The organism is Arthrobacter sp. C9C5 (assembly GCF_013359735.1).
Lineage (GTDB): Bacteria > Actinomycetota > Actinomycetes > Actinomycetales > Micrococcaceae > Arthrobacter.
Genome location: NZ_JABFMX010000001.1, coordinates 102,702 through 124,290, shown reverse-complemented (window position 1 = coordinate 124,290; position 21,589 = coordinate 102,702). Strand labels below are relative to the sequence as shown.

The window sequence follows — 21,589 nt, the reverse complement described above, 5'->3', positions numbered from 1 at the left end:
ACTGTCGGCCCTCCCCATGTCCGCGGCGCAGGTCTATCCTGAGGGCATGATCCAGCTTCCAGCCAGTTACCAGGAGTATCTCGCCGGCAAGAGCGAGAGCGTCATCAACACCGTCCGGCCGATCCTGATGCAGTCGGCGGCGGACAAGTTGCACGGCGTCCGGGTGGTGGTGCACCCGCACGACCACCAGGCGCATCTGGATGACACCATCCCGTTCGGGACCGTCATCGAGGACATCGACTGACGTCTCCGGCCCCCGGCAAGGAGACGACTCCCGGCTAGCCCTCCAGCAGGAGGCGCTGGGACCGTGGCGCCAGCGTGTGTTCCAGGACCAGGCAGGCGGCGCCGATGGCGCCCACATCCTCGCCCACGCCGGTGCCTACGACTTCGATCCCGTGGATCTTCCGGGTGGCGCTGTTGTCCGCCACGAGCTCAGGGACCAGCGTCAGGTACGTTTCCGAGAGGCAGCTCCAGAACGGTCCCCCGAAGACGACACGGTCCACGTCCAGGGTGTTGGTGATCACGGACACCGCCCGGGCCACGAGCACGGCGGAGCGGTCGATAATCTTGGCGGCCGCCTTGTCGCCGCCGTAGGCCTGGGCGCACAGCTGGGCGAACCGTTCCTGGACCGCCGGACCGTTGTTTTCCCCGCGCGGGCCAGCGAGTACCCCGGCTTCCTCGGCCTGGGCCACGAGCACCTGGGGAATGGCCGTGGACTTCACGCAGCCGCGCAGCCCGCAATCGCACAGAGCGCCTCCCGGGTCCACCACAATGTGCCCGATTTCGCCGGCGTTTCCGGACGTGCCACGCACCACCTCGTCGTTGAGGACGATTCCGCAGCCGATCCCGGTGCCCATGTACATAAAAATGAAGCTCCCGGCCCCGCTGGGTCCCCCGGCCCACGTCTCCGCGACGGCCGCGCTGGTGACGTCCTTATCCACGAGCGTGGAAAGGCCGGTGGCTTTTACGAGGGCGTCCCGCAACGGGACGCGGTCCCAGCCGAGCAGGAGCGGCGGGTCGACCACGGCGCCCTCGTTCAGGTCGATGGGCCCGGGGGACGCGACGCCGAGGCCGGCAATCTTGGCGGGGTCGACACCGGAATCGGCGATCAGCTGCCTGATCTCGGCGGCAATGGTGTCAATGACGGCGCCGGGATCAGCGCCGGACGGGGTCTTGATCCGGGAGTGCTTGACCACGGCGCCTACGAGGTCCAGTACTACGAAGGTCGTCACCGCCGGGTCCAGATGAACGCCGACGGCATACATGCCAGCGGCGTTAAGGCGAAGCATGGTCCGGGGCTTGCCTGGGCCGGTGCCTTCCTTGCCCGCCTCGACGATCAGGTTCTGGTCCAACAGCCGGCGGGAAATGTTGGAGATGGTCTGCGGCGAGAGTCCGACAAGCTGCGCGAGTTCCACCCGGCTGAGCCCGCCCGGGGCGCGCCGGATCGCGTCCAGGATGACCGTGAGGTTGAAATCCCCCATCCGTGGGAGGTTCGTTCCGCGCCGCGGCGGGGGTGTGCGGATCTCAGTCACTGATACCTCTAAACGTCTTCGGCCAAGCACTGCTGATGTCAGAAATGGTACGTTACCCGCGGCCCCAAGCCCCCACCATCGGCCGTCACAGTCGGTTTGATTTCGCCCGGATTGCCTGCCGTTGCCGGCGCGGGCCCCCTATGGCTGCGGCCTGCGGACACTCGCGGTGACCGTAAATTTCGGATTGCGGCCCACCTCGCGGGTGCGGCCGACCAGCCGCTCCAGCGCGGGCTGGTAGTGCAGGTGGCTGTTGAACACCGTCCAGAGTTCGCCGCCGGGGGCCAGGACCCGGGCCGCGGCTTCGATCAGTTTGATTCCGGCTCCGGCGTGCACCGCGGCGCCGAGATGGAACGGCGGGTTGAGCAGGACCAGCTCGGCGCACGCGTCCGGCAGGGTGCTCATGGCGTCGTCCTGCAGGACCTCGATCTGGCGGTCCAGGCCGTTGGCGCGGGCCGTGGCCCGGGCGGAGTCGACGGCCGCCGCGGACCGGTCGGTGGCGGTGACCCGGGCCTCCGGATGGCTGCGGGCGTACAGTGCGGCCAGGATTCCGGTGCCGCAGCCGAGGTCGACGGCGTGCCGGACGCTGGGGATCTCCGGCAGGAAGTCCAGCAGGAAGCGGGTTCCGATATCCAGCCCGGTGCCGGCGAACACGGCGCCGCGGGCGCAGACCGTGAGCTCCAGGCCGGAGTTCCGCTCCGAGACGGGGAACGGCGGGGGCCCGTGGATCGCTTTCGCGGCCCGGGCCAGCAGGATCCGTGATTTTTGCCGCGCCAGTTGCGGCTGCACCTCGCCGAAGTAGCGTTCCAGCACGGCGTTCATGCCCAGGCTCATGTGCTTGAGCCGGCCGCCGGCGAGCAGCACCACCCCGGACGCGGCGTGCCGGGCGACGGCGTCGGCGATCTCCTCCAGCTCGGCCAGGGACCGCGGCAGCTGGAGCAGGACCAGGGCCGCGCCCTCCACGGCGTCGGCTAGCGGGAGCTGCTCGAACCCCTCGGTGAGCCCCGTGGCAGCGGCGTTATGCCGCAGCGCGCGTTCGCCGGTGATCAGGTCTTCGTGCACCCGGACCGGGCCGGCGTCGTGCCACCCCAGCGCGAGCACACCGAGGGTCAGTGCACCGTAGCGGTCCCCCACGACGGCGATCCTGCCGCCGGATGCCACCTGGCCGGCGGCCCGCAGTTCAGCGGCGGTGTCCAGCAACAAACGGTCGGTGGCATCCCAGGCCTGCAGATTGGCGGCCTCGACGTCGGGGAACCTCCGGAGCCGGGGGAAGAGGGATTCAAGATTGTTGTCCGCCACGCGCGGGCTGCCGCCGTTTCTTGTCGGGCCGTCTCAGATCAGGCTTGGGTAAGTTGCAACGCTTTACGTTATCCCGAACCGGCCAGCAGTTTGACGATCCCTGCCACGGCGGCCCGGCCGGCGCGGTTGGCCCCGATGGTGGATGACGACGGCCCGTAGCCTACGAGGTGCACCCGGGGCTCCGCGGCGACCCGCGTGCCGTCCATCGCGATGCCGCCGCCGGGCCCGCGCAGATGCAGGGGCGCGAGGTGCTCTAGCTCGGCGCGGAAGCCCGTGGCCCAGAGGATGACGTCGGCGGCCAGGAAGCTGCCGTCCGCCATCCGCACTCCTCCGGGTTCAATGCCGGTGAACATGGGGTGGCGCTTGAGCACGCCGCGGTCTGCGGCGGCGCGCAGGGCCGGCGTCCAGATCAGCCCGGTCACGGCGACGACGCTCTGCGGCGGCAGCCCCTGCCGCACCCGCTCCTCGACCAGGGCGACGGCGTCGTGGCCTGCCTCCCGGTCGAAGGCGGCGTCGCGCCAGACCGGCTCCCGCCGGGTGAACCAGGTGGTTCCGGTGACCTTGGAGATCTCGTCGAGCAGTCCCACGGCGGAAATCCCGCCGCCCACCACGATCACGTGCTGGCCGCGGAATTCCTCCGCGGCCACGTAGTCCGCGACGTGCAGCTGCCTGCCGCGAAAACTGGCCTGGCCCGGATAGATGGGCCAGAACGGGCGGGTCCAGGTGCCGGTGGCGTTGATCAGGGCCCGGGCGGACCAGGCGCCGCGGGAGGTATTGATGCGCAGTCGTCCGGCCGGGTTGCTGTCCTCGCGGCTGACGGCGTGAACCTTCACGGGCCGTTCGATGGCCAGGCCCAGCCGGGATTCGTAGCCGCCGAAGTAGCGGCTCAGGAAACTCGAACTGGGCTCCTGCGGGTCCACCTGCGGCTGCGGGATGCCGGGGAGGTCGCTGATGCCGTTTACGGTGCCCATCAGCAGGCTCTTCCAACGGTGCCGCCAGGCGCCCCCGGGGCCGTCCTCGGCGTCGAGCACCACATAGCTCAGCGGGTCGGCGGCGCTGTCCGCACCGGCGTTGCCGGACAGGCCGGCCGGGACGAAGCCGCGGCGCTGCAGGTGGTAGGCGGCGGACAGTCCCGCCTGGCCGGCCCCGATGACCACGACGTCGGCGGACCGTGCGGGCGCTTCCGGTTGGCCAGGACGGGGCTGTTCAGGAATGGCGGGCCCCGCTTAGCTCTTCTTGACGACGCTGGACTTCAGTTGCATGGGTCCGACGCCGTCGACCTTGCAATCGATGTCATGGTCGCCAACGCCGTCCATTAGGCGGATTCCGCGTACCTTCGTCCCGACCTTGATGACAACGGAGCTGCCCTTGATTTTCAGGTCCTTGATCACCGTTACGGTGTCACCATCGGCCAGGACGTTGCCTACCGCGTCCTTGATGACCCGTGCGGCCGGGGCACCGTCTTCGGGCTCCGCTGCAGCGGACCACTCATGGCCGCATTCGGGGCAGACCAGCAGGGCACCCATCTCGTAGCTGTATGCACTGGAGCATTCGGGGCACGGCGGCAGGGAGTCGTTCACGGTCCCCATCCTAATTGAGCGTTAACTAAAGCGAGGCCCCGCTCAGAGAGCGGGACCTCGTTCGGTGGAGCTGAGGGGACTCGAACCCCTGACCCCCTGCATGCCATGCAGGTGCGCTACCAGCTGCGCCACAGCCCCGAATTTTCGCTGCTCCGACTTCGTTCTCTCCGAAGCAACTCAAATATCTTAGATCAGCACTTCTGAAAATTCCAAATCGGGCATATTCAGGGTTTTGCGCTGATGGCTGCCAGGCCGCCTACTCGGATTCGGTGGCGGCGCTGGCCTTCGCCGAGGCGTCGTCGCCGAGCTGAAGGTCCACGACGGGGCAATCCTTCCAGAGGCGCTCCAGGGCGTAGAACACGCGGTCTTCCTCGTGCTGGACGTGGATGACGACGTCGGCGTAGTCCAGCAGTACCCAGCGTCCGCCGGAGCGTCCTTCGCGGCGCACGGGCTTGAGGTCGAACTTGGACAGTTCATCCTCGATGCCGTCGACGATCGCGTTGACCTGTCGCTCCGACGGCGCCGACGCGATCAGGAAGACGTCGGCGAGGGCAAGCCGCTCGCTGACGTCGAGGGCCACAATGTCCTCGGCCAATTTTTCCGCAGCAGCTCGGGCTGCGTGGCGGGCTGTGGCGATGGATGAATCGGTTGCAGTCACGGGACTCCTTGTTGAATGTAAGAGCATTGAATGTCGAAAGCTGTTGAGTGAAATAGCTGTGCGGCGGAACCGCTGTGTGGACCGGAGCACCGCCGAAGCATCGTGGGGATGCTGCGGCGCAGCGGCTAGTGCGCCAATCCGGTGATGATCAGGATGATGCCGGCAATCAGCGCCAGCACGCCGAGGGCCAGGACACCGAGCTGGAGGGCACGCAGACGCCGCGCCCGGCCGAGTCCGGCCGTGGCCGCGTCGAGCGGATCGAGGCCGTAGGCGGCGTTGGCAGCGACCGGCGGACGTGCCGCAAAGTCTTCCTCCACCGCCGCGGCACTGGGATTTTCGGGGGCGGCTGCCGCAGCCGGGCGGCGGGCCGATGCGGCCTGCGCGGCCGCCTCCGCGCGCGCCAGGACGCCGGAGCGGCCATTGGCCGGACCGGCATCCCGCTTGCGGGCCTGGCCGGGACGGCGCGAGGTGCGCGGAGGCTGGACCTTCGGGCTGGAGTTGGTGACCAGCGGGACATACGACGTGGCAGGGCGCTTCATGACTGGCCGCTCCACGCCGGGAACCTCGACAAATTCCAGCGGCGTCACCATGGCGAGGTTGCTGGCGGTCGAGGGATCGTTCTTGGGCTGTTCGTTGCGCTGCTGTGCGGGCTGGTTGTTCTGCTCGGCCAGCTTTTGCTTCGCGGCTGCGCGTCGGTTGAGCACGGCCGCCCGCTCGGCGAGGGCAATCTGCTCGGCCAGTATTTCCGGGTTGACGGCGTCCGGATCGGTGGCGGCAATGTGCTCCATCTTCGCCACCTGGTTGCGGGCCTGCTCGGCGAGCAGCTCGCGCGCGGCGAGGGCCTGCTCGACGCTCATTCCCTCCGGCAGCTTTCCGCCGGGACCGGGTGCGCCGTCGTTCTGGTTCGGCGCGGCGGCAGTCTCCGCCGGTGTGGCGGCCGCGTCAGCCGACGTTTCCGTGCCGGCCGACGGCTTGGCGACCGCTCCCACCACCGGATGCGGGCGGGTGCGCGGGCTGGGCATCGGCACGATCGGATTGGCCGAGGTGGCAGGGGCGGTTTCCTCGGCCAGCTGCTGGAGCCGGAGCTGGCGGCGCGTGGGCGCACCTCCGGATGAAAGCTGCCCCTCTTTTTCCGCAAGTTCCTTGATGGTCCGCAGCGCGGCACGGTCGCGGGCGCGGATTTGGGAGGACCGTTCGGCGGCGGAAGTAGTCCGGACGGAATCCACCGGGCCGGGGACGCGGCGGCGGCCGGTGGTCTCGGCCTCGGTCGGTTCCTCGGGACGTCTGGAGAAGGAGGGGTTCGCGCCGGCCTGCCGGGAGACGGAACCCCCGCCGTCCTGATTCCGGGCAGCCTGACCCGCGCCAGCACCCGCGGTACCGGCGTCCGGGTTCACTTCCTGGCGTTCATCCCTGGCCTGGCGCAATTCGCGGCGGCTGCGGATGGGAGGCTGTTCCTGACTCATTGAAGGCTCATTCAGTGCTGGCGGTTTGGTTTATTTCGAGGGCAGGCCGGGATTCCCGGAATTCCGACTCGGGATCGGGCCGGCCGTCGTACAGGTCGTACTTGGCGATGTACTGGACCACGCCGTCCGGCACGAGGTACCAGACGGGGTTTCCCGCGGCGACGCGCGCCCGGCAGTCCGTGGAGGAGATCGCCATGGCCGGGACCTCGAGCAGGCTGACATCGTCTCGGCCCATGCCGTCCAGCACGTGTCCGGGGCGGGTCACACCGACGAAGTGCGCCAAGGACCACAGTTCGTCGATGTCTTTCCAGGACAGGATCTGCGCCAGCGCGTCCGCGCCGGTGATGAAGAACAGGTCGGCGTCCGGCCGCAGCGTGCGCAGGTCGCGCAGGGTATCGATGGTGTAGGTGGGCCCCGGGCGGTCGACGTCGACCCGGCTCACCGTGAACCGGGGGTTCGAGGCCGTGGCGATGACCGTCATCAGGTAGCGGTGCTCGGCCTCGCTGACCTTCTTGCTGCTCTTCTGCCAGGGCTGGCCGGTGGGAACGAACACCACTTCGTCGAGGCCGAACTTCGCCGCGACCTCACTGGCCGCGACGAGGTGACCGTGATGGATCGGATCAAACGTGCCGCCCATCACACCCAGCCGCAGGCGACGCTTCGCGCCGCGCTGCTTCACTTTGGCGGAAATATTAGTGGCCCTGGCCGTGGTCGTGCTTGTTGGGGTGCTGGCGGTGCGGATCCGCGTGCTCCTCAACGGCTTCGTGGCGCTTGCCGAGGTTGCCGTAGGACAGCGTGATGAACATCAGGACCAGCAGGATCACGAACATGGAGCCGCCGATGACGAACGGCGGCGCAATGAGCGGCGCAAGTTCCTCGTGTTCGACGGCTGCGGCGATGGACGTGGTGATCTGCTGCAACAGCATGTTCTCCCCTAGTGACTTCACAAATTAATTGCGGTTTTGCGACGACGGAGGCCCCGCCGTTCCTGGCTTCTGTTCCATGTTACCGCGTTGCTAGGCCCGGACCTGGCCTTCGCCCTGCACGATCCACTTCGTGGTGGTGAGCTCGGTCAGCCCCATCGGACCGCGGGCATGCAGCTTTTGCGTCGAAATGCCCACTTCGGCGCCGAGGCCCAGCTCTCCGCCGTCGGTGAACCGCGTCGAGGCGTTCACGATCACCGCAGCCGAGTCCACCTCCGCAATGAAACGCTCGGCATTGGCGAGGTCGTTGGTGAGGATCGCCTCGGTGTGCCCGGTGGACCAGGTGCGGATGTGCTCCACGGCCTCGTCCAAGCTGTCCACCATAGCCACCGCCAGGTCCAGGTCCATGTATTCGGTGGCCCAGTCCACCTCGGTGGCCGGCACGGACTCCACGGCGGCCGGGAGCGCGGCGCGGATCCGCTCGTCTGTGTGCAGAGTCACGCCGGCGGCGCGCAGGGCGGCGGCGACGGCGGGCAGGACGGTGGAAGCGGAATGGACCAGCAGCGTCTCCACGGTGTTGCAGACGCTGGGCCGCTGGGTCTTGGCGTTGAGCAGGATCTCGACGGCCATCTCCTCGTCCGCGGAGGCGTCGAGGAAGATGTGCACGTTGCCTTCGCCGGTTTCGATGACGGGCACCGAGGAGTTCGTCACCACGGTCTGGATCAGCTCACGTCCGCCGCGGGGAATCAGCACGTCTACGCGGCCACGGGCACGCATCAGGAAGTTCGCGCCGTCGCGGCCGTACTGGTCGACGCTCTGGACGGCGTCCGACGGCAGGCCCACGGAGTCCAGCGCCTCGCGGAGGATGCCGACGAGGGCCTCGTTGGTGGCGGCGGCGGCGCTTCCGCCCCGCAGGATCACGGCGTTGCCGCTCTTGAGGGCCAGTCCGGCAATGTCCACGGTGACGTTGGGACGCGCCTCGTAGATCGCGGCGACCACGCCCATCGGCACGTTGACCTGGCGCAGCCGCAGCCCGTTCGGGAGTGTCTGGCCGCGGACCACATTGCCCACCGGGTCGGGCAGGTTGGCTAGGTTTTCCAGCGCGGCGGCCAAGGCCTGAACGCGGGCGTCGGTGAGGGTGAGGCGGTCCAGCAGCGCCGCGGAGGTGCCATTGGCCCGGCCGGCGGCGACGTCTGTGGCGTTGGCGGCCAGGATCCGGTCCTTATGCTCCAGCAACGCGGCGCCGATGGCGCGCAGCCCGCGGTCCTTCCAGGCCCGGTCGGCGCGGGCCATCCGGCGGGAGGCGGTGCGGGAGCGGTCGGCGATGGCGTGCACGGCGGCTTCGACGTCCGTTGCGGCCAGCGGCAGGCCCTCGGAGGGCACATCGTGAACCGGCAGGTCGGGGTGCGAAGTCAGGGCCTCAGTCATGCTCCAAGTTTAGGCGAGGCGGGAGCTTAGACCAGCACCAGGTCGTCAACATGAACAACTTCACGGTCATAGCCGCGGCCCAGCGTCTTACCGAGTTCACGGGTGGAGCGGCCGAGCATTTGGGGTAGCTCGTCGGCCCCGTAGTTCACCAGGCCGCGGGCGATCACGGTCCCGTCGGTGCCGACCATCTCCACGGCGTCGCCGGCTTCGAAGTCGCCGTGCACGGCGGTAATCCCGGCGGGCAGCAGCGAGGTGTGGCGGTCGCGCACGGCGCGGACGGCGCCGTCGTCGAGTACCAAAGTGCCTTGCACGGACGCCAGGTGGGCCAGCCAGAGCAGCCGGATCGGCTTGCGGGCGCCGTTGACGGAGAACCAGGTTCCCACGTCCTCCCCCGCCAGCGCGGCGGCGGCGTTCGCGGTGGAGGTCACGAGGGCGCTGATCCCGGATCCGGCGGCGATGGATGCGGCCTCCACCTTGGTGACCATGCCGCCGGTGCCGACCCCGGCCTTGCCGGTGCTGCCGATCGAGATGCCTTCGAGGTCGTGCGGGCCGGAGACGTGCGCGATCCGCTTGGCGCCGTGCGAGGGCGGCCCGTCGTAGAGCGAATCGACGTCGGAGAGGAGCACGAGGGCGTCGGCACGGACCAGGTGCGCCACGAGGGCCGCGAGCCGGTCGTTGTCGCCGAAGCGGATCTCGTGGGTCGCGACGGTGTCGTTTTCGTTGACCACGGGGACGACGCCGAGGTTCAGCAGCCGGTCCAGGGCGCGGAAGGCGTTGGTGTGCTGGCTGCGGCGCATGAAGTCGTCCGCGGTCAGCAGCACCTGGCTCACCGTGACGCCGTGAGCGCCGAAAGCGTGGGTGTAGCGGGCCATGAGGAGGCCCTGGCCCACGCTCGCGGCGGCCTGCTGGGTGGCGAGGTCCCGGGGGCGCTTTTCAAGCCCCAGCGGTGCCAGCCCGGCGGCGATCGCCCCGGAGGAGACCAGGATGATCTCGGTGCCTGCGTTGCGCTTGTGCGCGAGGGCATCGGCAAGGTCGCTCAGCGCTTCCTCGGCGATGCCGCCCTTGATGGACGTCAGCGAGGAAGACCCGACCTTTACCACGATCCGGCGGGCGCCGGAGAGCAGGGTGCGGCTTGGGACCCCCGCCGCTCCGGGCACGACGACGGCGTTACTCGTCATCGGCTTCGCCGAGTCCACTCTCCTTGAGCGGCTGCGGGGCGCGGCGGGCACTGACCGATTCGGTCCAGATGCCGGCCTTGCGCTCTGCCTCCAGCTCGGCACGGGCTGCTGCCTTGGCGTCGCGGCGCTCCTGCTGGTCCTCGCGCTTCTGGCCGCGGGTGGGGCGGTCGCCGATGTCAGCGAAGCGCACGTCGGTGCCGCGCGGGGAAGCCAGCAGTTCGGCGCCGGCCATCATGGTCGGCTCCCAGTCGAAGACGACGCCGTCGTCCTCGCCGATGACGACAGTGTCGCCCGGCTTGGCGCCCTGCTTGAACAGTTCGTTTTCGACGCCCAGCTTGGCGAGGCGGTCGGCGAGGTAGCCGATGGCTTCCTCGTTGGTGAAGTCGGTCTGCTTGACCCAGCGCACGGGCTTCTCGCCCAGCACGCGGAACAGCGGCTCGAGGTTCTTTTCCTCGCGGCGGATCGTGAAGCCGCTCTCGTTGACGGCGCGCGGGCGCAGCACGGGGGCCTGGACCTTCGGCGGCGTGGCGGCCACCGCGTCGCGGGCGGCCTTGACGATCTCTGCCATGGCGAAGCCCAGCTGGCGGAGTCCCTCGTGGCTGGTGGCGGAGATTTCGAAGACCTTGTAGCCGCGTTTTTCGAGCTCCGGGCGGACGAACTCGGCCATGTCCCTGCCGTCCGGCAGGTCGACCTTGTTCAGGGCGATCAGGCGGGGGCGGTGGTTCAGCGGCACGACTTCACCGTCGGAGCCGGCGTAGCTCATGTCCACGGCGTACTTTTCGAGCTCGGCTTCGATCACGGCGAGGTCCGAGAGCGGGTCGCGGTCCGATTCCAGCGTGCCGCAGTCCAGCACGTGCACCAGCGCGGCGCAGCGTTCGACGTGGCGCAGGAAGTGGTGGCCCAGGCCCTTGCCTTCGCTGGCGCCTTCGATCAGGCCCGGGACGTCGGCGATGGTGAAGCGCACCTCGCCGGCCTGGACGACGCCGAGGTTGGGGATCAGGGTGGTGAAGGGGTAGTCGGCAATCTTGGGCCGCGCGGCGGACATCGCGGCGATGAGGCTGGACTTGCCGGCGGAGGGGAAACCGACCAGGGCGATGTCCGCGATGGACTTCAGTTCCAGGACGATGTCGCTGGATTCGCCCTCGATGCCGAGCAGCGCGAAGCCGGGGGCGCGGCGCTTCTGCGAGGAGAGCGAGGCGTTGCCCAGGCCGCCGATGCCGCCGGCCGCGGCAACGTATTCGGCGCCTTCGCTCACGAGGTCCGCGAGGACTTCGCCGGACTTGGACTTGACCACGGTGCCAATCGGGACCGGAAGAATCAGGGTTTCGCCGTGTTTGCCGGCGCGCCAGTCACCCATGCCGGGGCCGCCGTTGGTGGCGTGGCGGTGCGGGGCGTGGTGGTAGTCCAGCAGGGTGGTGGTCTGGGGATCCACGCGCAGGATGACGTCGCCGCCGTTGCCGCCGTTGCCGCCGTCGGGACCGCCGAGGGGCTTGAACTTCTCGCGGTGGACGGAGACACAGCCGTGGCCGCCGGTACCGCCGGATACGTGCAGTACTACCCGGTCTACAAAGCTCGCCACGTGGATCTCCTCAGTGCTGTTCCTCGGGCCCGCAAGGGGCCCAAGATGATTGTAATGCGGTTAAAACACCGGTGGAGCGGACCTACTGGCCCGCCCCACCGATTTAGAACTTGTTGTTACTCTGCAGCTGCAGCAGCCACGATGTTCACAACGCGACGACCACGGCGGGTGCCGAACTCGACAGCACCGGGGGTCAGGGCGAACAGGGTGTCGTCGCCGCCGCGGCCAACGCCGGCGCCCGGGTGGAAGTGGGTGCCCCGCTGGCGGACGATGATCTCGCCTGCGGAAACTACCTGGCCGCCGAAGCGCTTGACGCCGAGGTACTGGGCGTTGGAGTCACGACCGTTGCGAGTGGAGCTCGCGCCTTTTTTATGTGCCATTTGAAATGCCTGCCTTTAAAATTCTGGGGAATCTGCTGAAAACCTGAACAGTAACGTTAGTTACTTGATACCGGTGATCTTGACCTTGGTCAGTTCCTGACGGTGACCCTGGCGCTTCTTGTAACCGGTCTTGTTCTTGAACTTCTGGATGACGATCTTCGGACCACGGAGGTCTTCGAGGATCTCAGCCGTAACCGTTACCTTGGCCAGGTCCTTGGCTGCAGACGTGACCTTGTCACCGTCCACCAGGAGCAGTGCGGGCAACTCAAAGGTGCTGCCGGCTCCACCGGGGACGCGGTTCAGGGTAACGAAGTCTCCAACGGAAACCTTCTCTTGGCGGCCGCCTGCGCGGACAATCGCGTACACCACTGGGGAACTCACTTCTCTCGACGTTTATTACTAGATTTGCGTGCGGAACCTGGGGCCCAAATGCTTGGACCGGCTCACGCTGTGCCTCAACGCCGGTGGATTCCCCGGGGGAACCCATGAGCTATCCTGCGGAAAAGTCCTGCCCGTAATACGGGTGAACTTTTCCTCAAGGTCATAACCCAAGTGTTGGCGTAAGCACCGAAGATCTAGACTACGCTAATTTTGCCTTCGGCCGCAAACGAGGCTGGTTCCGGCGGGTAGTGCGTGACGGCCGCCACACCCCGTCCCCCGGGGGGCCAAAGGTATGGTGCCGCAGCGACTTCCGGAACCGTGCCCAACTATCCTACCGGCTGCTTTGCCTAGCGCGGCTCAGGCGTGCAGCCTCGGCGCGTCGAAGAACTCCACCTCGTAGCGGGAGGACTGCCTGAAGGCCACCGCCATGGCGCTGCGTTCCGCCTCGGAGCCTCTACGGGCCGCCGCGTCCGTGTACCTGATCGCCTGCCGTGTCGCCTCCGCGAAGGCCTCGTCCGCATAGGTGCGCAGCCACTCCGCATAGGGGTGCGCCCCCGGTGCGCCGGCAGCGAGGAACTCGCGATGCAGCGTGGCGCCAACCTCCGCGTAGAGCCAGAAGCACGGCAACGCCGCGGCCACGAGCACGCCGTAGCTGCCGGCGAGCGAGGCCGCGTGCAGATGGTCCACGTACGCCTTGGTCACCGGTCCCTGTTGGGTCTCGACGGCGCGGCCGGCCAGCCAGTTCCGGTGCAGTTCGGATTCGACTTCGAGGCACTGCTGCGCCGAGCGGGACCAGAAGAGCTGTTCGGCTTCCGACGGCGCTAGGGCCGCCGCGCGCGACAGCACCCGGGAGTAGCCGTTGAGGTACAGGGCGTCCTGGCCGAGGTAGTAGGCGAACTCGCGTTCCGGCAAGGAACCGTCCGCGAGCCCCCGAATGAAGTCCAGGCCGTAGATCGCGTCCAGCCCGTCCGCCGCGTGCCCGGCCAGGACCGCGGCGAAATTGCCCTCGGCAGGAAGCTGGGGCACCGCAGCGTGCCGCAAGTGGTGGAAGTGGTGCACGGGTCCGTTGCCGGAGCCGACCTCGAGGCGTCCGGCTTCCCGCAGCGCGCCCAGCAGCCACGGCTTGACCTCACGCAGCGCCGCCTCCCAGTCCCCCGTCCTGGCCTGGACCGTGGCCAGCGCCGAGGACAGCGAGCAGCCGGTACCGTGGCTGTTGCGGGTGTCGATCCGCTCGCCCGGCACCACCACCGTCTCCTGGCCGAGCACTCCCTCGGTGTTGACGAGCGCGTCTGGGCAACCGCCGTCGTTCTGGCCTCCCCCGTCCTGGACTCCACTGTCCTGGACTCCACTGTCCTGGCTTCCGCCGTTCCGGGCTCCGCTGTCCGGTAGGTGCCCGCCCTTGACCAGCACCGTGGTGCCGGCCAGCGCCGCGAGCCGCTTGCCCTGCTCCAGCGCACTGGCCCAGTCCGCGGCAGGCGGTTCGCCCAGCAGCATGCCCAGCTCGGCCAGGTTCGGGGTGATGAGGTCCGCCAGTGGCAGGAGGGCCCGCAGCGCGGTCTCGGCCGATTCCTGGAGCAGCCGGTCGCCGCTCGTCGCCACCATCACCGGGTCTAGGACCACGACGCCGGGGCGCACCTTTTCGAGCCAGGTTCGGACGGCGTCGATCACCGACTCGTCGCCGAGCATGCCGATCTTCACGGCGTCGATGGTGATGTCGTCGCTGATCGCCTCCAGCTGGGCGGTCAGGAACGATGCCGGCGGTACATGCACCGACCGGACGCCGTGGGTGTTCTGGGCGGTCAGCGCCGTGATGGCAGCCATCCCGTAGCCGCCGTTCGCGGCAATGCTCTTCAGGTCGGCCTGGATGCCAGCGCCGCCGGACGGGTCCGAGCCCGCGATGGCCAGCACCCGCGGAATCCGCTGCGGCGGCGTGGGGGCTTCGGCGTCAGGCGCCGGGAAGACGGACTCCAGGAAAACTGAGGTTCGGCTTGATGCCGGCTGGGTCGATGCAGGTTGGGTTGTTGAAGACAAGAGACATCCCTTCGCCGGTGCTAACCGGACAGGTTCAACGGGTCTGGATCTCAGCCGGCTCGATGCGCGGCACCCCGTGTCAGTCCCCCAGCCTAGCGTTCCCCGCAGGCTAATTTCAGCCCGTCCCCTTAACGCACTCGCGGGTGCCGTCCGGGGTCGACGTGATGTTACGTCGATCCCGGACGGCACCCGCGAGTGGTGCCTGCTGGGTCCTAGAGCTCCGACGCCGGGACGCCGACGCCGAGGATGATCGGCTCGTTGGCGGCGGGCTTGGCGGCCACCTTTGCCGGCTCCGGGGCCTTGGCCTCATGGACCGAGACAGCCGCAACCGACGGAGCGGTCTCGCGCTGCTGCACGGACGTCTCGTTGGCGGCGCCCTGGGCTCGGCTGGCGCTCCGGTTCCGGCGCACCCGCCGGGGTCCGGTGGTGTCCGCGGCCTGGGCCGGCGCCTGGGCCGCAGGTGCCTTGGCCGCAGGTGCCTTCGCAGCTTCCTGGCGAACCGGGGCCTGGGCCGCAGGTGCCTTGCGGGTTTCCTCGCGAACCGGCGCCTGGGCCGCAGGTGCCTTCGCAGCTTCCTGGCGCACCGGGGCCTGCGCCTCGGCGGCACGTGCACTCGGCGGCTGGATCCGCGCCGTCCGGGCGCGGCCGCGGCCCCGGGTGGCACGGGACGGCGCTGCAGCTGCAGGCGCCGCCTGCTCCGCCGCGGGAACCTCGGCTGTAGGCGTCTCCGCAATCGGAGTCGCGGCGGCCTGCTTGCCGGTCTCGGCGTCGCCCAGGTGGGCGAACGCTTCGGTCAGCAGGTCCAGGGTCAGCGCGGGCTGCGGGGTTTCCTCGGCGTGCTCGACGAAGGGCAGGGCAACCTGTTCGCCGCCAAAGGTCAGCACGGCCGCGGGACGCCCCGCTGCCTCCTCCGAGGAAGCGAGTTCCACGGCTGCGTCGAGCGCGGCCTGGCGGGTTTCGGCGTCGGGAGCTGCTGTTGCTTCGCCGTCGTGCAGGTGGGCGGCGTGCGCCGCGGCGGCGATGTTGGCCAGCGCGGCGCGGGTCGCCTCCGCCTTGGCGTGGCGCTCCGCCTCGGTGGGCTCGGCGTGGACAGCGGCGGGTGCGGACGGCATGGCTTCGCCGCCCTGGCCGCCCTTGCCGCGGCGGCGCTTGCGCTCACTGCGTGCGGCGGGCTGGTGCTCGGTCCGCGGGACGTGGTGTTCCGCGGCGACGGTGTTGGCACGGCGGTGTTCCACGGGTTCGTCGTGGGTGACGATGCCGCGGCCGGCGCAGGCCTCGCACTGTTCGCCGAAGACTTCCAGCAGCCCGGTGCCCATCCGCTTGCGGGTCATCTGCACGAGGCCCAGCGAGGTTACCTCGGCAACCTGGTGCTTGGTCCGGTCCCGGCCCAGGCACTCCACCATGCGTCGCAGCACGAGGTCGCGGTTGGATTCCAGCACCATGTCGATGAAGTCGATCACGATGATGCCGCCGATGTCACGCAGCCGCAGCTGCCGGACGACTTCCTCGGCCGCTTCGAGGTTGTTCTTGGTGACGGTTTCCTCGAGGTTGCCGCCGCTGCCGGTGAACTTGCCGGTGTTGACGTCCACCACGGTCATCGCTTCGGTGCGGTCGATCACGAGGGAGCCGCCGGAGGGCAGGAAGACCTTGCGGTCCAGTGCCTTGTGGATCTGCTCGTCGATGCGCCAGGCCGCGAAGATGTCCGTGTCCTTGGTCCACTTCTCGAGCCGGCCCACCAGGTCCGGAGCCACGTAGGTGACGTATGCCTCGATGGTGTCCCAGGCTTCCTCGCCGGAGACGATCAGCTTGGAGAAGTCCTCGTTGAAGACGTCGCGGACCACCTTGATGGTCAGGTCAGGTTCGCCGTAGAGCAGCTCGGGGGCCAGGATCTTGGTGGACGTGGACTGGCTTTCGATGCCCTCCCACTGGGCCCGCAGCCGGTTGATGTCATGCGTGAGTTCTTCTTCGGAGGCGCCTTCGGCCGCGGTGCGGACAATCACGCCCGCGTCTTCCGGCAGGCGGTCCTTGAGGATCCGCTTGAGCCGGTTGCGTTCGACGTCGGGCAGCTTGCGGGAGATGCCGGTCATGGAGCCGCCGGGCACGTAGACAAGGTAACGGCCGGGCAGCGAGATCTGGCTGGTCAGGCGTGCACCCTTGTGGCCGACCGGGTCCTTGGTGACCTGGACGAGCACGGAGTCGCCGGACTTCAGCGCGTTTTCGATCCGGCGCTGCTTGCCCTCAAGGTTGACGGAGTCCCAGTTGACTTCGCCGGCGTAGAGCACGGCGTTGCGGCCGCGTCCGATGTCGACGAAAGCGGCTTCCATGGACGGCAGCACGTTCTGGACCTTGCCCAGGTAGACGTTGCCGATCAGGGAATCCTGCTGGGTCTTGGAGACGAAGTGCTCGGCCAGGACGCCGTCTTCGAGGACGCCGATCTGGATTCTGTCGTCGCGCTGGCGGACGATCATCTGGCGGTCCACGGATTCACGGCGGGCCAGGAACTCGGCCTCGGTGATGACGGTGCGGCGGCGGCCGGTGTCGCGGGACTCGCGGCGGCGCTGCTTCTTGGCTTCCAGACGGGTGGAGCCCTTGACGGAGGTGACGCGGTTGTTGACCGGGGCCTCGCTGACCGAGCGCGGCGCCCGGACGCGGGTCACCGTGTTGGGCGGATCGTCGTCCCCGCCGCCGGTCAGTTCCAGATCCTGGTCGCCGCGGCGGCGACGGCGACGGCGGCGCGAGGTCACGCCGTCTTCGAGGGTGCCCTCGGAGTCCTCACCGGACTCCTCGGTGCCTTCGGCTGCGCCGTCTGCGTCGGTGTCGGCTTCGCCGGCCCGGCTGCGGCCACGGCGTCCACGGCTGCGGCGGCGACGGCGGCTGCCGGCGTCCTCGCCCTCGGCTTCTTCGTCCTCTTCCTCTTCGGCTTCCGCGGCTGCGACCGGTGCCGGGCGGATGACGGTGCTCAGGTCCGGGGCCTGGAAGATCATCGAGGTGACAGCACCGGGTGCGAGGAAGAGCGAGGGGGCTTCGGCTGTTTCGGCAGACGCCTCAGCAGACGCTTCAGCGGGCGCGGCGTCGGCCGGGGCCTCGGCGGGCGCGGCCTCAGGGGCCGGCGCGTCGGACATCACGGCGGCAGACGCCTCGACCTGGGCCGGGGCTTCTTCCGTCGCTGCAGGCGCCGGTGCGGTCTTGGCGCGGGAGGCACGGCGGCGGACCGGCTTCTCCGGTGCCGCCTCGGCGGCCGGCAGCTCGGCAGCTGCTTCGTCGGCGGGAACCTCAGTTTCCGTACTTGCGGCCGAGTCGGCGAAGGCGGGCAATACTTCGGCTTCGGTCTTTTTCCGCGACCGGCTCCGGCGGGCCGGGGCCTTCGCTTCCGGGGCGGCGTCGGTGCTGTCAGCGGCGGGGGCGTCAGCAACGACGTCGGACGCGGGGGCGGCCGCTTCGGGGGCCGGATCGGCGGCCTCCGCCTTCGGGGCCGCCTTGCGGCGGGACCGGGTGGCCTTCTTGGGCGCCTCCGTGGCGGCGGCTTCCGGTGCTACTTCGGTAACAGTGGCTTCGTCGTTACCGGCTACAAGCTGGTCATTATCCATATGTGGCGACACTCCTGCCCCTGATGTACCGCCACATCCGGCACCCGTGGGGCAAATATTTGTCAACACCCGCAGGCATTGACAGAAGTCAATTGGATACCTCCAGGTTCGCACCGGCAGTGGGGTGCGGCAGCCCTGGAAGGCCGGCAAGATTGCTCTGAACCCGTTGATCTCTATGTCACAACCAGGTGCCGTCCAATGGCATTGCAGGATAGGCCGGATCGAGGGATCCGAAGTATGCCCTGCTCATCATTGGCGGTCTTGAAAGCAAAGTCGCCGGACCGAAACCCGAATGTGGATCGAGCCCCAGCCAGGTTCATTGTCTCACAGGAGCCGCCAAAGCAGGGCTAGGCCGGACATCCAGTCCGCGCCGTGGACCGAATCACTGGTGAGGGCATGACGCCTACCCGGTTACATCCAGCCTCCGGCGATAGAATCGGCCCAAGAGCACCCGACGCAAAGGACTGAAATCCCATGCCCAGCATCTCCCACGCCCCCGGCGACGTGACCGCCCACGAGCGCGGCGCCGGCGCGGCAGCTGCGGAGCGCCCGCTGCCCCCGATGACGCGTGACCGGCCGTTCGCCTGGCTCCTGCTGATCACCGGCGTCGTCGGCTGGCTCGCATCCGGCACGCTGGTGCTGGAGAAACTGGCCGTCCTCAAGGACCCCAACCACGCCACGGTCTGCGACGTGAACCCGTGGATCTCCTGCGGACAGGTAATGCAGACCTGGCAGAGTTCGGTCTTCGGCTTCCCCAACATGTTCATCGGCATCGTCGCGTTCGCGGTCATCATCACCACGGCCATGGGAATCCTCGCCGGTGCCACGTTTGCCCGCTGGTACTGGATCGGGCTGCAGGCCGGGGTGACGCTGGGCTTCGCCTTCGTGGTGTGGCTGTGGTCCCAGGCGCTGTACTCGATCCACATTCTCTGCCCGTTCTGCATGATCGTCTGGGCCGCGATGATCCCGCTGTTCGTCTGGGTGACGGTCCGCAACGTGAGCCACGGCGCCATCCGGGTGCCCGCCGCTGCCGCCCGCATCCTGGCGGACTCCGGCTGGATCCTCACGGCCCTGCTCTACGTCGCCGTAGTCGCCACGATCTTCTTCGCCTTCATCCAGGTTTTCATCGGGACCTCCGGCTACTAGTCAGCCGACGCTCCCCAACGCAACGGCCGGCCCAGCACAGGCACCACGGCGCGGGCACAAAAGAGCGCGAACGTACACTTGGGGCCCCGATTTCAAGAGAAACCGGGGCCCCAAGTGTACGTTCGCGCTTAAAGGCGGGTGCTTAAGTGTTCGTTCGCGCCGGAGGGCTTAGAACCAGATCTTGATCTCGCGTTCGGCGGACTCCGCCGAGTCTGAGCCGTGGACCAGGTTCTGCTGCACCTTGAGGCCCCAGTCGCGGCCGAAGTCGCCGCGGATGGTGCCGGGCGCCGCCGTCGTCGGGTCGGTGGTGCCGGCGAGCGAGCGGAAGCCCTCGATCACGCGGTGGCCTTCGAAAATCGCGGCAACCACGGGCCCGCTGAGCATGAACTCGACCAGCGGCTCGTAGAACGGCTTGCCGACGTGCTCCTCGTAGTGCTGCTCGAGGAGTTCGCGGGTGGCGTTGACCTTCTTCAGTTCCGCCAGGCTGTAGCCCTTGGCTTCGATCCGGGCGATGATGCTGCCGGTCAGGTTGCGGGCGACGCCGTCGGGCTTGATCAGGACTAGGGTGCGCTCAGTGCTCACAGCTGCTCCAATGTGTTGGGGTGGGGTTCGGGACAAGTCTAGTTGCTTTGGCCCTCGGGGTTCGCGGCCTCCCAGGCCGCCTGCTCGCGTTCGCGTTCGGCGGCTTCGCGGTCTATCCGGATACCGGTCCGGATGCCGTACCACCAGGTGATCGCGAACAGGCCGCCCACCACGAACATCGTGGGCTCCACAAACCCGGTGAGGACCAGCAACAGCTGCAGGACCCAGCCCAGCGCCACGCCCCACGGCCTGGAGAGGACCGCGCAGGTCAGGACGAGCACCACGCTGAGGCCGATGCCGACCCCGAAGACCAGCAGCGGCGGGAGCTCGCCGCGCCGGAGGCCGAAGACCGCCAGGGTGCCGAAGAGCGCCACGAAGGCCTCCAGCACGAGCACCGTGGAGGCGAACATGACCTTGGTGGAACGGCGTTTCTTGGGCATGCCCGGGCGCCATTCGCGCTGGGCCTTGGTGAGTTTAGCCATGGGTTACGCCTCGGTCTTTCCGAGCAGGATCCGGGCCTCGGCAACGAGCGTGATGGACCCCGTGACCAGGATCCCGGCGGCGAGGTCGTCGTTGGACTCGGCCCGCTCCACGGCCCATTCCAGGGCGTCGTCGAGCTTCTCGGCGACGTGGATGTGGTCCTCGCCGAAGCCCAGGTCCAGCGCCAGCTCCGCGAGGTCCTCGGCCGGTACGGCTCGGGGCGAGTTGGACTGGGTGAAGCAGTAGTCCGAGGCGAGGTCGCCCAGGGATTCCTTGAGCTGGCGGAGGATTTCCTCGGCGTCCTTTTCCTTCAGGACGCCCAGCACCACCACGAGCTTGCTGAAGCTGAAGGCCTCGTGGATGGCCTCGGCGGAGACCCGGATGCCTTCCGGGTTGTGCGCGGCGTCCACGATGATGGTCGGCGCGGTGCGGAGCACCTCCAGCCGGCCCGGGGAGGTGACGGAGGCGAAGGCCTCCTGCAGCACCTCGGGGTCGAGCGGCTTTTCGGCGCCGAAGAAGGCTTCCAGGGCGGCGATCGCGACGGCGGCGTTCTCCGCCTGGTGTGCGCCTTGCAGGGGCAGCAGCAGGTCTTCGTAGCGCCCCGCGATGCCCTGGATGTTCACCATCTGGCCGCCGACGGCGACGGTGCGTGACTCGACGCCGAACTCCACACCCTCGAAGCGGAACGGCACGTTCGCTTCCTTGGCCTTTTCCAGCAGCACCTGGGCCGCGTCGACGGGCTGCGCGGCGCTGATCAGGAACCCGCCGGGTTTGATGATGCCGGCCTTTTCGTAGGCGATCTCCTCGGTGGTCTCGCCGAGCAGCTCCGTGTGGTCCAGCGAAATCGGGGTGATCACGGCGACCTGGCCGTCGCCGACGTTGGTCGCGTCGGTGATGCCGCCGAGGCCCACCTCGATCACGGCAACGTTGACCGGCTGGTCCGCGAACACCGCGAAGCCCAGGATGGTCAGGCATTCGAAGTAGGTCAGCCGGGGCTGGCCCTCGGCAACGAGCTCGCTGTCCACGATTTCCAGGTACGGGCGGATCTCGTCCCAGATCCGGACGAACGTCTCATCCGGCACCGGTTCGCCGTCGATGCTGATCCGCTCGGTGACCTTGGACAGGTGCGGGCTCGTGTACCGGCCGGTGCTCAGCCCGTGGGCGCGCAGGCCGGCCTCGATCATCCGGGCCGTGGAGGTCTTGCCGTTGGTGCCGGTGACATGGATGATCGGGAACGCCTTGTTCGGCTCCCCCAGGATGTCCATGGCCCGGTGCAGCGGAGCCAGCCTCGGCTCCATCTTGTTTTCCGGCGCCCGGCCCAGCAGCTCGGCGTAGACGCTCTCTACGGAAAATTCGTCGCTCATG

The 21,589-nt window shown here is 68.5% G+C and carries 20 protein-coding genes, 1 tRNA gene and 1 riboswitch; of the genes, 2 read left to right on the top strand and 19 right to left on the bottom strand.

The features are described from left to right. Positions 1-46 precede the first annotated feature (46 nt). The gene (locus HNO80_RS00635; protein WP_249777074.1) at positions 47-244 is read left to right on the top strand and encodes a hypothetical protein; all 198 of its coding nucleotides are present in this window, start codon (positions 47-49) and stop codon (positions 242-244) included. A gap of 34 nt (positions 245-278) precedes the next feature. Here the strand turns inward: HNO80_RS00635 and HNO80_RS00630 are convergent, their stop codons facing one another. The 16 genes from HNO80_RS00630 to HNO80_RS00555 all read right to left on the bottom strand — a co-directional run bounded on the left by HNO80_RS00630 (position 279) and on the right by HNO80_RS00555 (position 18,016). Further along, positions 279-1,481, bottom strand: a complete 1,203-nt coding sequence (locus tag HNO80_RS00630) for an ROK family transcriptional regulator (protein ID WP_175320930.1) — start codon at positions 1,479-1,481, stop codon at positions 279-281. Positions 1,482-1,670: 189 nt separating this feature from the next. Further along, a complete protein-coding gene (locus HNO80_RS00625) occupies positions 1,671-2,828 on the bottom strand; it encodes a class I SAM-dependent methyltransferase (protein WP_175320929.1) in 1,158 nt (385 codons plus the stop codon). A 68-nt stretch (positions 2,829-2,896) separates the two neighbouring features. Then, complete coding sequence (locus tag HNO80_RS00620; protein WP_175320928.1) at positions 2,897-3,985, bottom strand: NAD(P)-binding domain-containing protein; 1,089 nt, start codon at positions 3,983-3,985, stop codon at positions 2,897-2,899. A 69-nt stretch (positions 3,986-4,054) separates the two neighbouring features. Next, positions 4,055-4,408 carry a zinc ribbon domain-containing protein YjdM gene (locus HNO80_RS00615; protein ID WP_502707790.1) on the bottom strand — a complete coding sequence of 118 codons (354 nt, stop codon included), beginning with the start codon at positions 4,406-4,408 and terminating at the stop codon, positions 4,055-4,057. A gap of 65 nt (positions 4,409-4,473) precedes the next feature. Then, positions 4,474-4,546, bottom strand: a tRNA-Ala gene (locus tag HNO80_RS00610). Between the two features lie 118 nt (positions 4,547-4,664). After that, on the bottom strand, positions 4,665-5,066 hold the full coding sequence (rsfS, locus tag HNO80_RS00605; RefSeq protein WP_175320926.1) for a ribosome silencing factor: 402 nt from the start codon (positions 5,064-5,066) through the stop codon (positions 4,665-4,667). Between the two features lie 125 nt (positions 5,067-5,191). Then, positions 5,192-6,529: a hypothetical protein gene (locus HNO80_RS00600; protein ID WP_175320925.1), complete on the bottom strand. Its 1,338-nt coding sequence runs from the start codon at positions 6,527-6,529 to the stop codon at positions 5,192-5,194. Between the two features lie 7 nt (positions 6,530-6,536). Next, the gene (gene nadD / locus HNO80_RS00595; RefSeq protein ID WP_217500422.1) at positions 6,537-7,166 is read right to left on the bottom strand and encodes a nicotinate-nucleotide adenylyltransferase; all 630 of its coding nucleotides are present in this window, start codon (positions 7,164-7,166) and stop codon (positions 6,537-6,539) included. Positions 7,167-7,221: 55 nt separating this feature from the next. After that, the gene (locus HNO80_RS00590) at positions 7,222-7,455 is read right to left on the bottom strand and encodes a hypothetical protein (RefSeq protein ID WP_175320924.1); all 234 of its coding nucleotides are present in this window, start codon (positions 7,453-7,455) and stop codon (positions 7,222-7,224) included. A 90-nt stretch (positions 7,456-7,545) separates the two neighbouring features. After that, positions 7,546-8,880 (bottom strand): glutamate-5-semialdehyde dehydrogenase, encoded by a 1,335-nt coding sequence (locus HNO80_RS00585; RefSeq protein WP_175320923.1) that lies wholly within the window; start codon positions 8,878-8,880, stop codon positions 7,546-7,548. Between the two features lie 26 nt (positions 8,881-8,906). Further along, a complete protein-coding gene (proB, locus tag HNO80_RS00580) occupies positions 8,907-10,058 on the bottom strand; it encodes a glutamate 5-kinase (RefSeq protein ID WP_175321084.1) in 1,152 nt (383 codons plus the stop codon). After that, positions 10,048-11,637 (bottom strand): GTPase ObgE, encoded by a 1,590-nt coding sequence (gene obgE / locus HNO80_RS00575; RefSeq protein WP_175320922.1) that lies wholly within the window; start codon positions 11,635-11,637, stop codon positions 10,048-10,050. Before obgE ends, proB begins: the two co-directional genes overlap by 11 nt. 116 nt (positions 11,638-11,753) lie before the next feature. Then, entirely contained in the window at positions 11,754-12,017 is a 264-nt protein-coding gene (rpmA, locus tag HNO80_RS00570; protein WP_009372867.1) for a 50S ribosomal protein L27, read from the bottom strand. A gap of 60 nt (positions 12,018-12,077) precedes the next feature. Continuing rightward, positions 12,078-12,386 carry a 50S ribosomal protein L21 gene (gene rplU / locus HNO80_RS00565; protein ID WP_175321083.1) on the bottom strand — a complete coding sequence of 103 codons (309 nt, stop codon included), beginning with the start codon at positions 12,384-12,386 and terminating at the stop codon, positions 12,078-12,080. A 369-nt stretch (positions 12,387-12,755) separates the two neighbouring features. Next, positions 12,756-14,369 carry a bifunctional hydroxymethylpyrimidine kinase/phosphomethylpyrimidine kinase gene (locus HNO80_RS00560; protein WP_175321082.1) on the bottom strand — a complete coding sequence of 538 codons (1,614 nt, stop codon included), beginning with the start codon at positions 14,367-14,369 and terminating at the stop codon, positions 12,756-12,758. Between the two features lie 49 nt (positions 14,370-14,418). Further along, a riboswitch (TPP riboswitch) is annotated at positions 14,419-14,516 on the bottom strand. Positions 14,517-14,641: 125 nt separating this feature from the next. Then, positions 14,642-18,016, bottom strand: a complete 3,375-nt coding sequence (locus HNO80_RS00555; RefSeq protein ID WP_175320921.1) for an Rne/Rng family ribonuclease — start codon at positions 18,014-18,016, stop codon at positions 14,642-14,644. A gap of 474 nt (positions 18,017-18,490) precedes the next feature. Here HNO80_RS00555 and HNO80_RS00550 point away from each other — a divergent pair, with 474 nt between their 5' ends. After that, positions 18,491-19,162 (top strand): vitamin K epoxide reductase family protein, encoded by a 672-nt coding sequence (locus tag HNO80_RS00550; protein WP_175320920.1) that lies wholly within the window; start codon positions 18,491-18,493, stop codon positions 19,160-19,162. Between the two features lie 168 nt (positions 19,163-19,330). Here the strand turns inward: HNO80_RS00550 and ndk are convergent, their stop codons facing one another. Genes ndk through HNO80_RS00535 form a run of 3 tightly spaced genes read right to left on the bottom strand, consistent with a single transcriptional unit; the run spans position 19,331 to position 21,588 of the window. Then, positions 19,331-19,744 (bottom strand): nucleoside-diphosphate kinase, encoded by a 414-nt coding sequence (gene ndk / locus HNO80_RS00545; protein ID WP_175320919.1) that lies wholly within the window; start codon positions 19,742-19,744, stop codon positions 19,331-19,333. A 38-nt stretch (positions 19,745-19,782) separates the two neighbouring features. Then, positions 19,783-20,226: a DUF4233 domain-containing protein gene (locus HNO80_RS00540; RefSeq protein WP_175320918.1), complete on the bottom strand. Its 444-nt coding sequence runs from the start codon at positions 20,224-20,226 to the stop codon at positions 19,783-19,785. Positions 20,227-20,229: 3 nt separating this feature from the next. After that, positions 20,230-21,588 carry a bifunctional folylpolyglutamate synthase/dihydrofolate synthase gene (locus HNO80_RS00535; RefSeq protein ID WP_175320917.1) on the bottom strand — a complete coding sequence of 453 codons (1,359 nt, stop codon included), beginning with the start codon at positions 21,586-21,588 and terminating at the stop codon, positions 20,230-20,232. Position 21,589: the final 1 nt, after the last annotated feature.

What these genes read in the sequence shown, in the direction of transcription:
- HNO80_RS00635 (WP_249777074.1), top strand. Translation starts at nt 47, where the DNA reads ATGATCCAGCTTCCAGCCAGTTACCAGGAGTATCTCGCCGGCAAGAGC.
- HNO80_RS00630 (WP_175320930.1), bottom strand. Translation starts at nt 1,481, where the DNA reads ATGGGGGATTTCAACCTCACGGTCATCCTGGACGCGATCCGGCGCGCC.
- HNO80_RS00600 (WP_175320925.1), bottom strand. Translation starts at nt 6,529, where the DNA reads ATGAGTCAGGAACAGCCTCCCATCCGCAGCCGCCGCGAATTGCGCCAG.
- nadD (WP_217500422.1), bottom strand. Translation starts at nt 7,166, where the DNA reads ATGGGCGGCACGTTTGATCCGATCCATCACGGTCACCTCGTCGCGGCC.
- HNO80_RS00590 (WP_175320924.1), bottom strand. Translation starts at nt 7,455, where the DNA reads ATGCTGTTGCAGCAGATCACCACGTCCATCGCCGCAGCCGTCGAACAC.
- HNO80_RS00585 (WP_175320923.1), bottom strand. Translation starts at nt 8,880, where the DNA reads ATGACTGAGGCCCTGACTTCGCACCCCGACCTGCCGGTTCACGATGTG.
- proB (WP_175321084.1), bottom strand. Translation starts at nt 10,058, where the DNA reads ATGACGAGTAACGCCGTCGTCGTGCCCGGAGCGGCGGGGGTCCCAAGC.
- rpmA (WP_009372867.1), bottom strand. Translation starts at nt 12,017, where the DNA reads ATGGCACATAAAAAAGGCGCGAGCTCCACTCGCAACGGTCGTGACTCC.
- HNO80_RS00555 (WP_175320921.1), bottom strand. Translation starts at nt 18,016, where the DNA reads ATGGATAATGACCAGCTTGTAGCCGGTAACGACGAAGCCACTGTTACC.
- HNO80_RS00550 (WP_175320920.1), top strand. Translation starts at nt 18,491, where the DNA reads ATGCCCAGCATCTCCCACGCCCCCGGCGACGTGACCGCCCACGAGCGC.
- HNO80_RS00540 (WP_175320918.1), bottom strand. Translation starts at nt 20,226, where the DNA reads ATGGCTAAACTCACCAAGGCCCAGCGCGAATGGCGCCCGGGCATGCCC.
- HNO80_RS00535 (WP_175320917.1), bottom strand. Translation starts at nt 21,588, where the DNA reads ATGAGCGACGAATTTTCCGTAGAGAGCGTCTACGCCGAGCTGCTGGGC.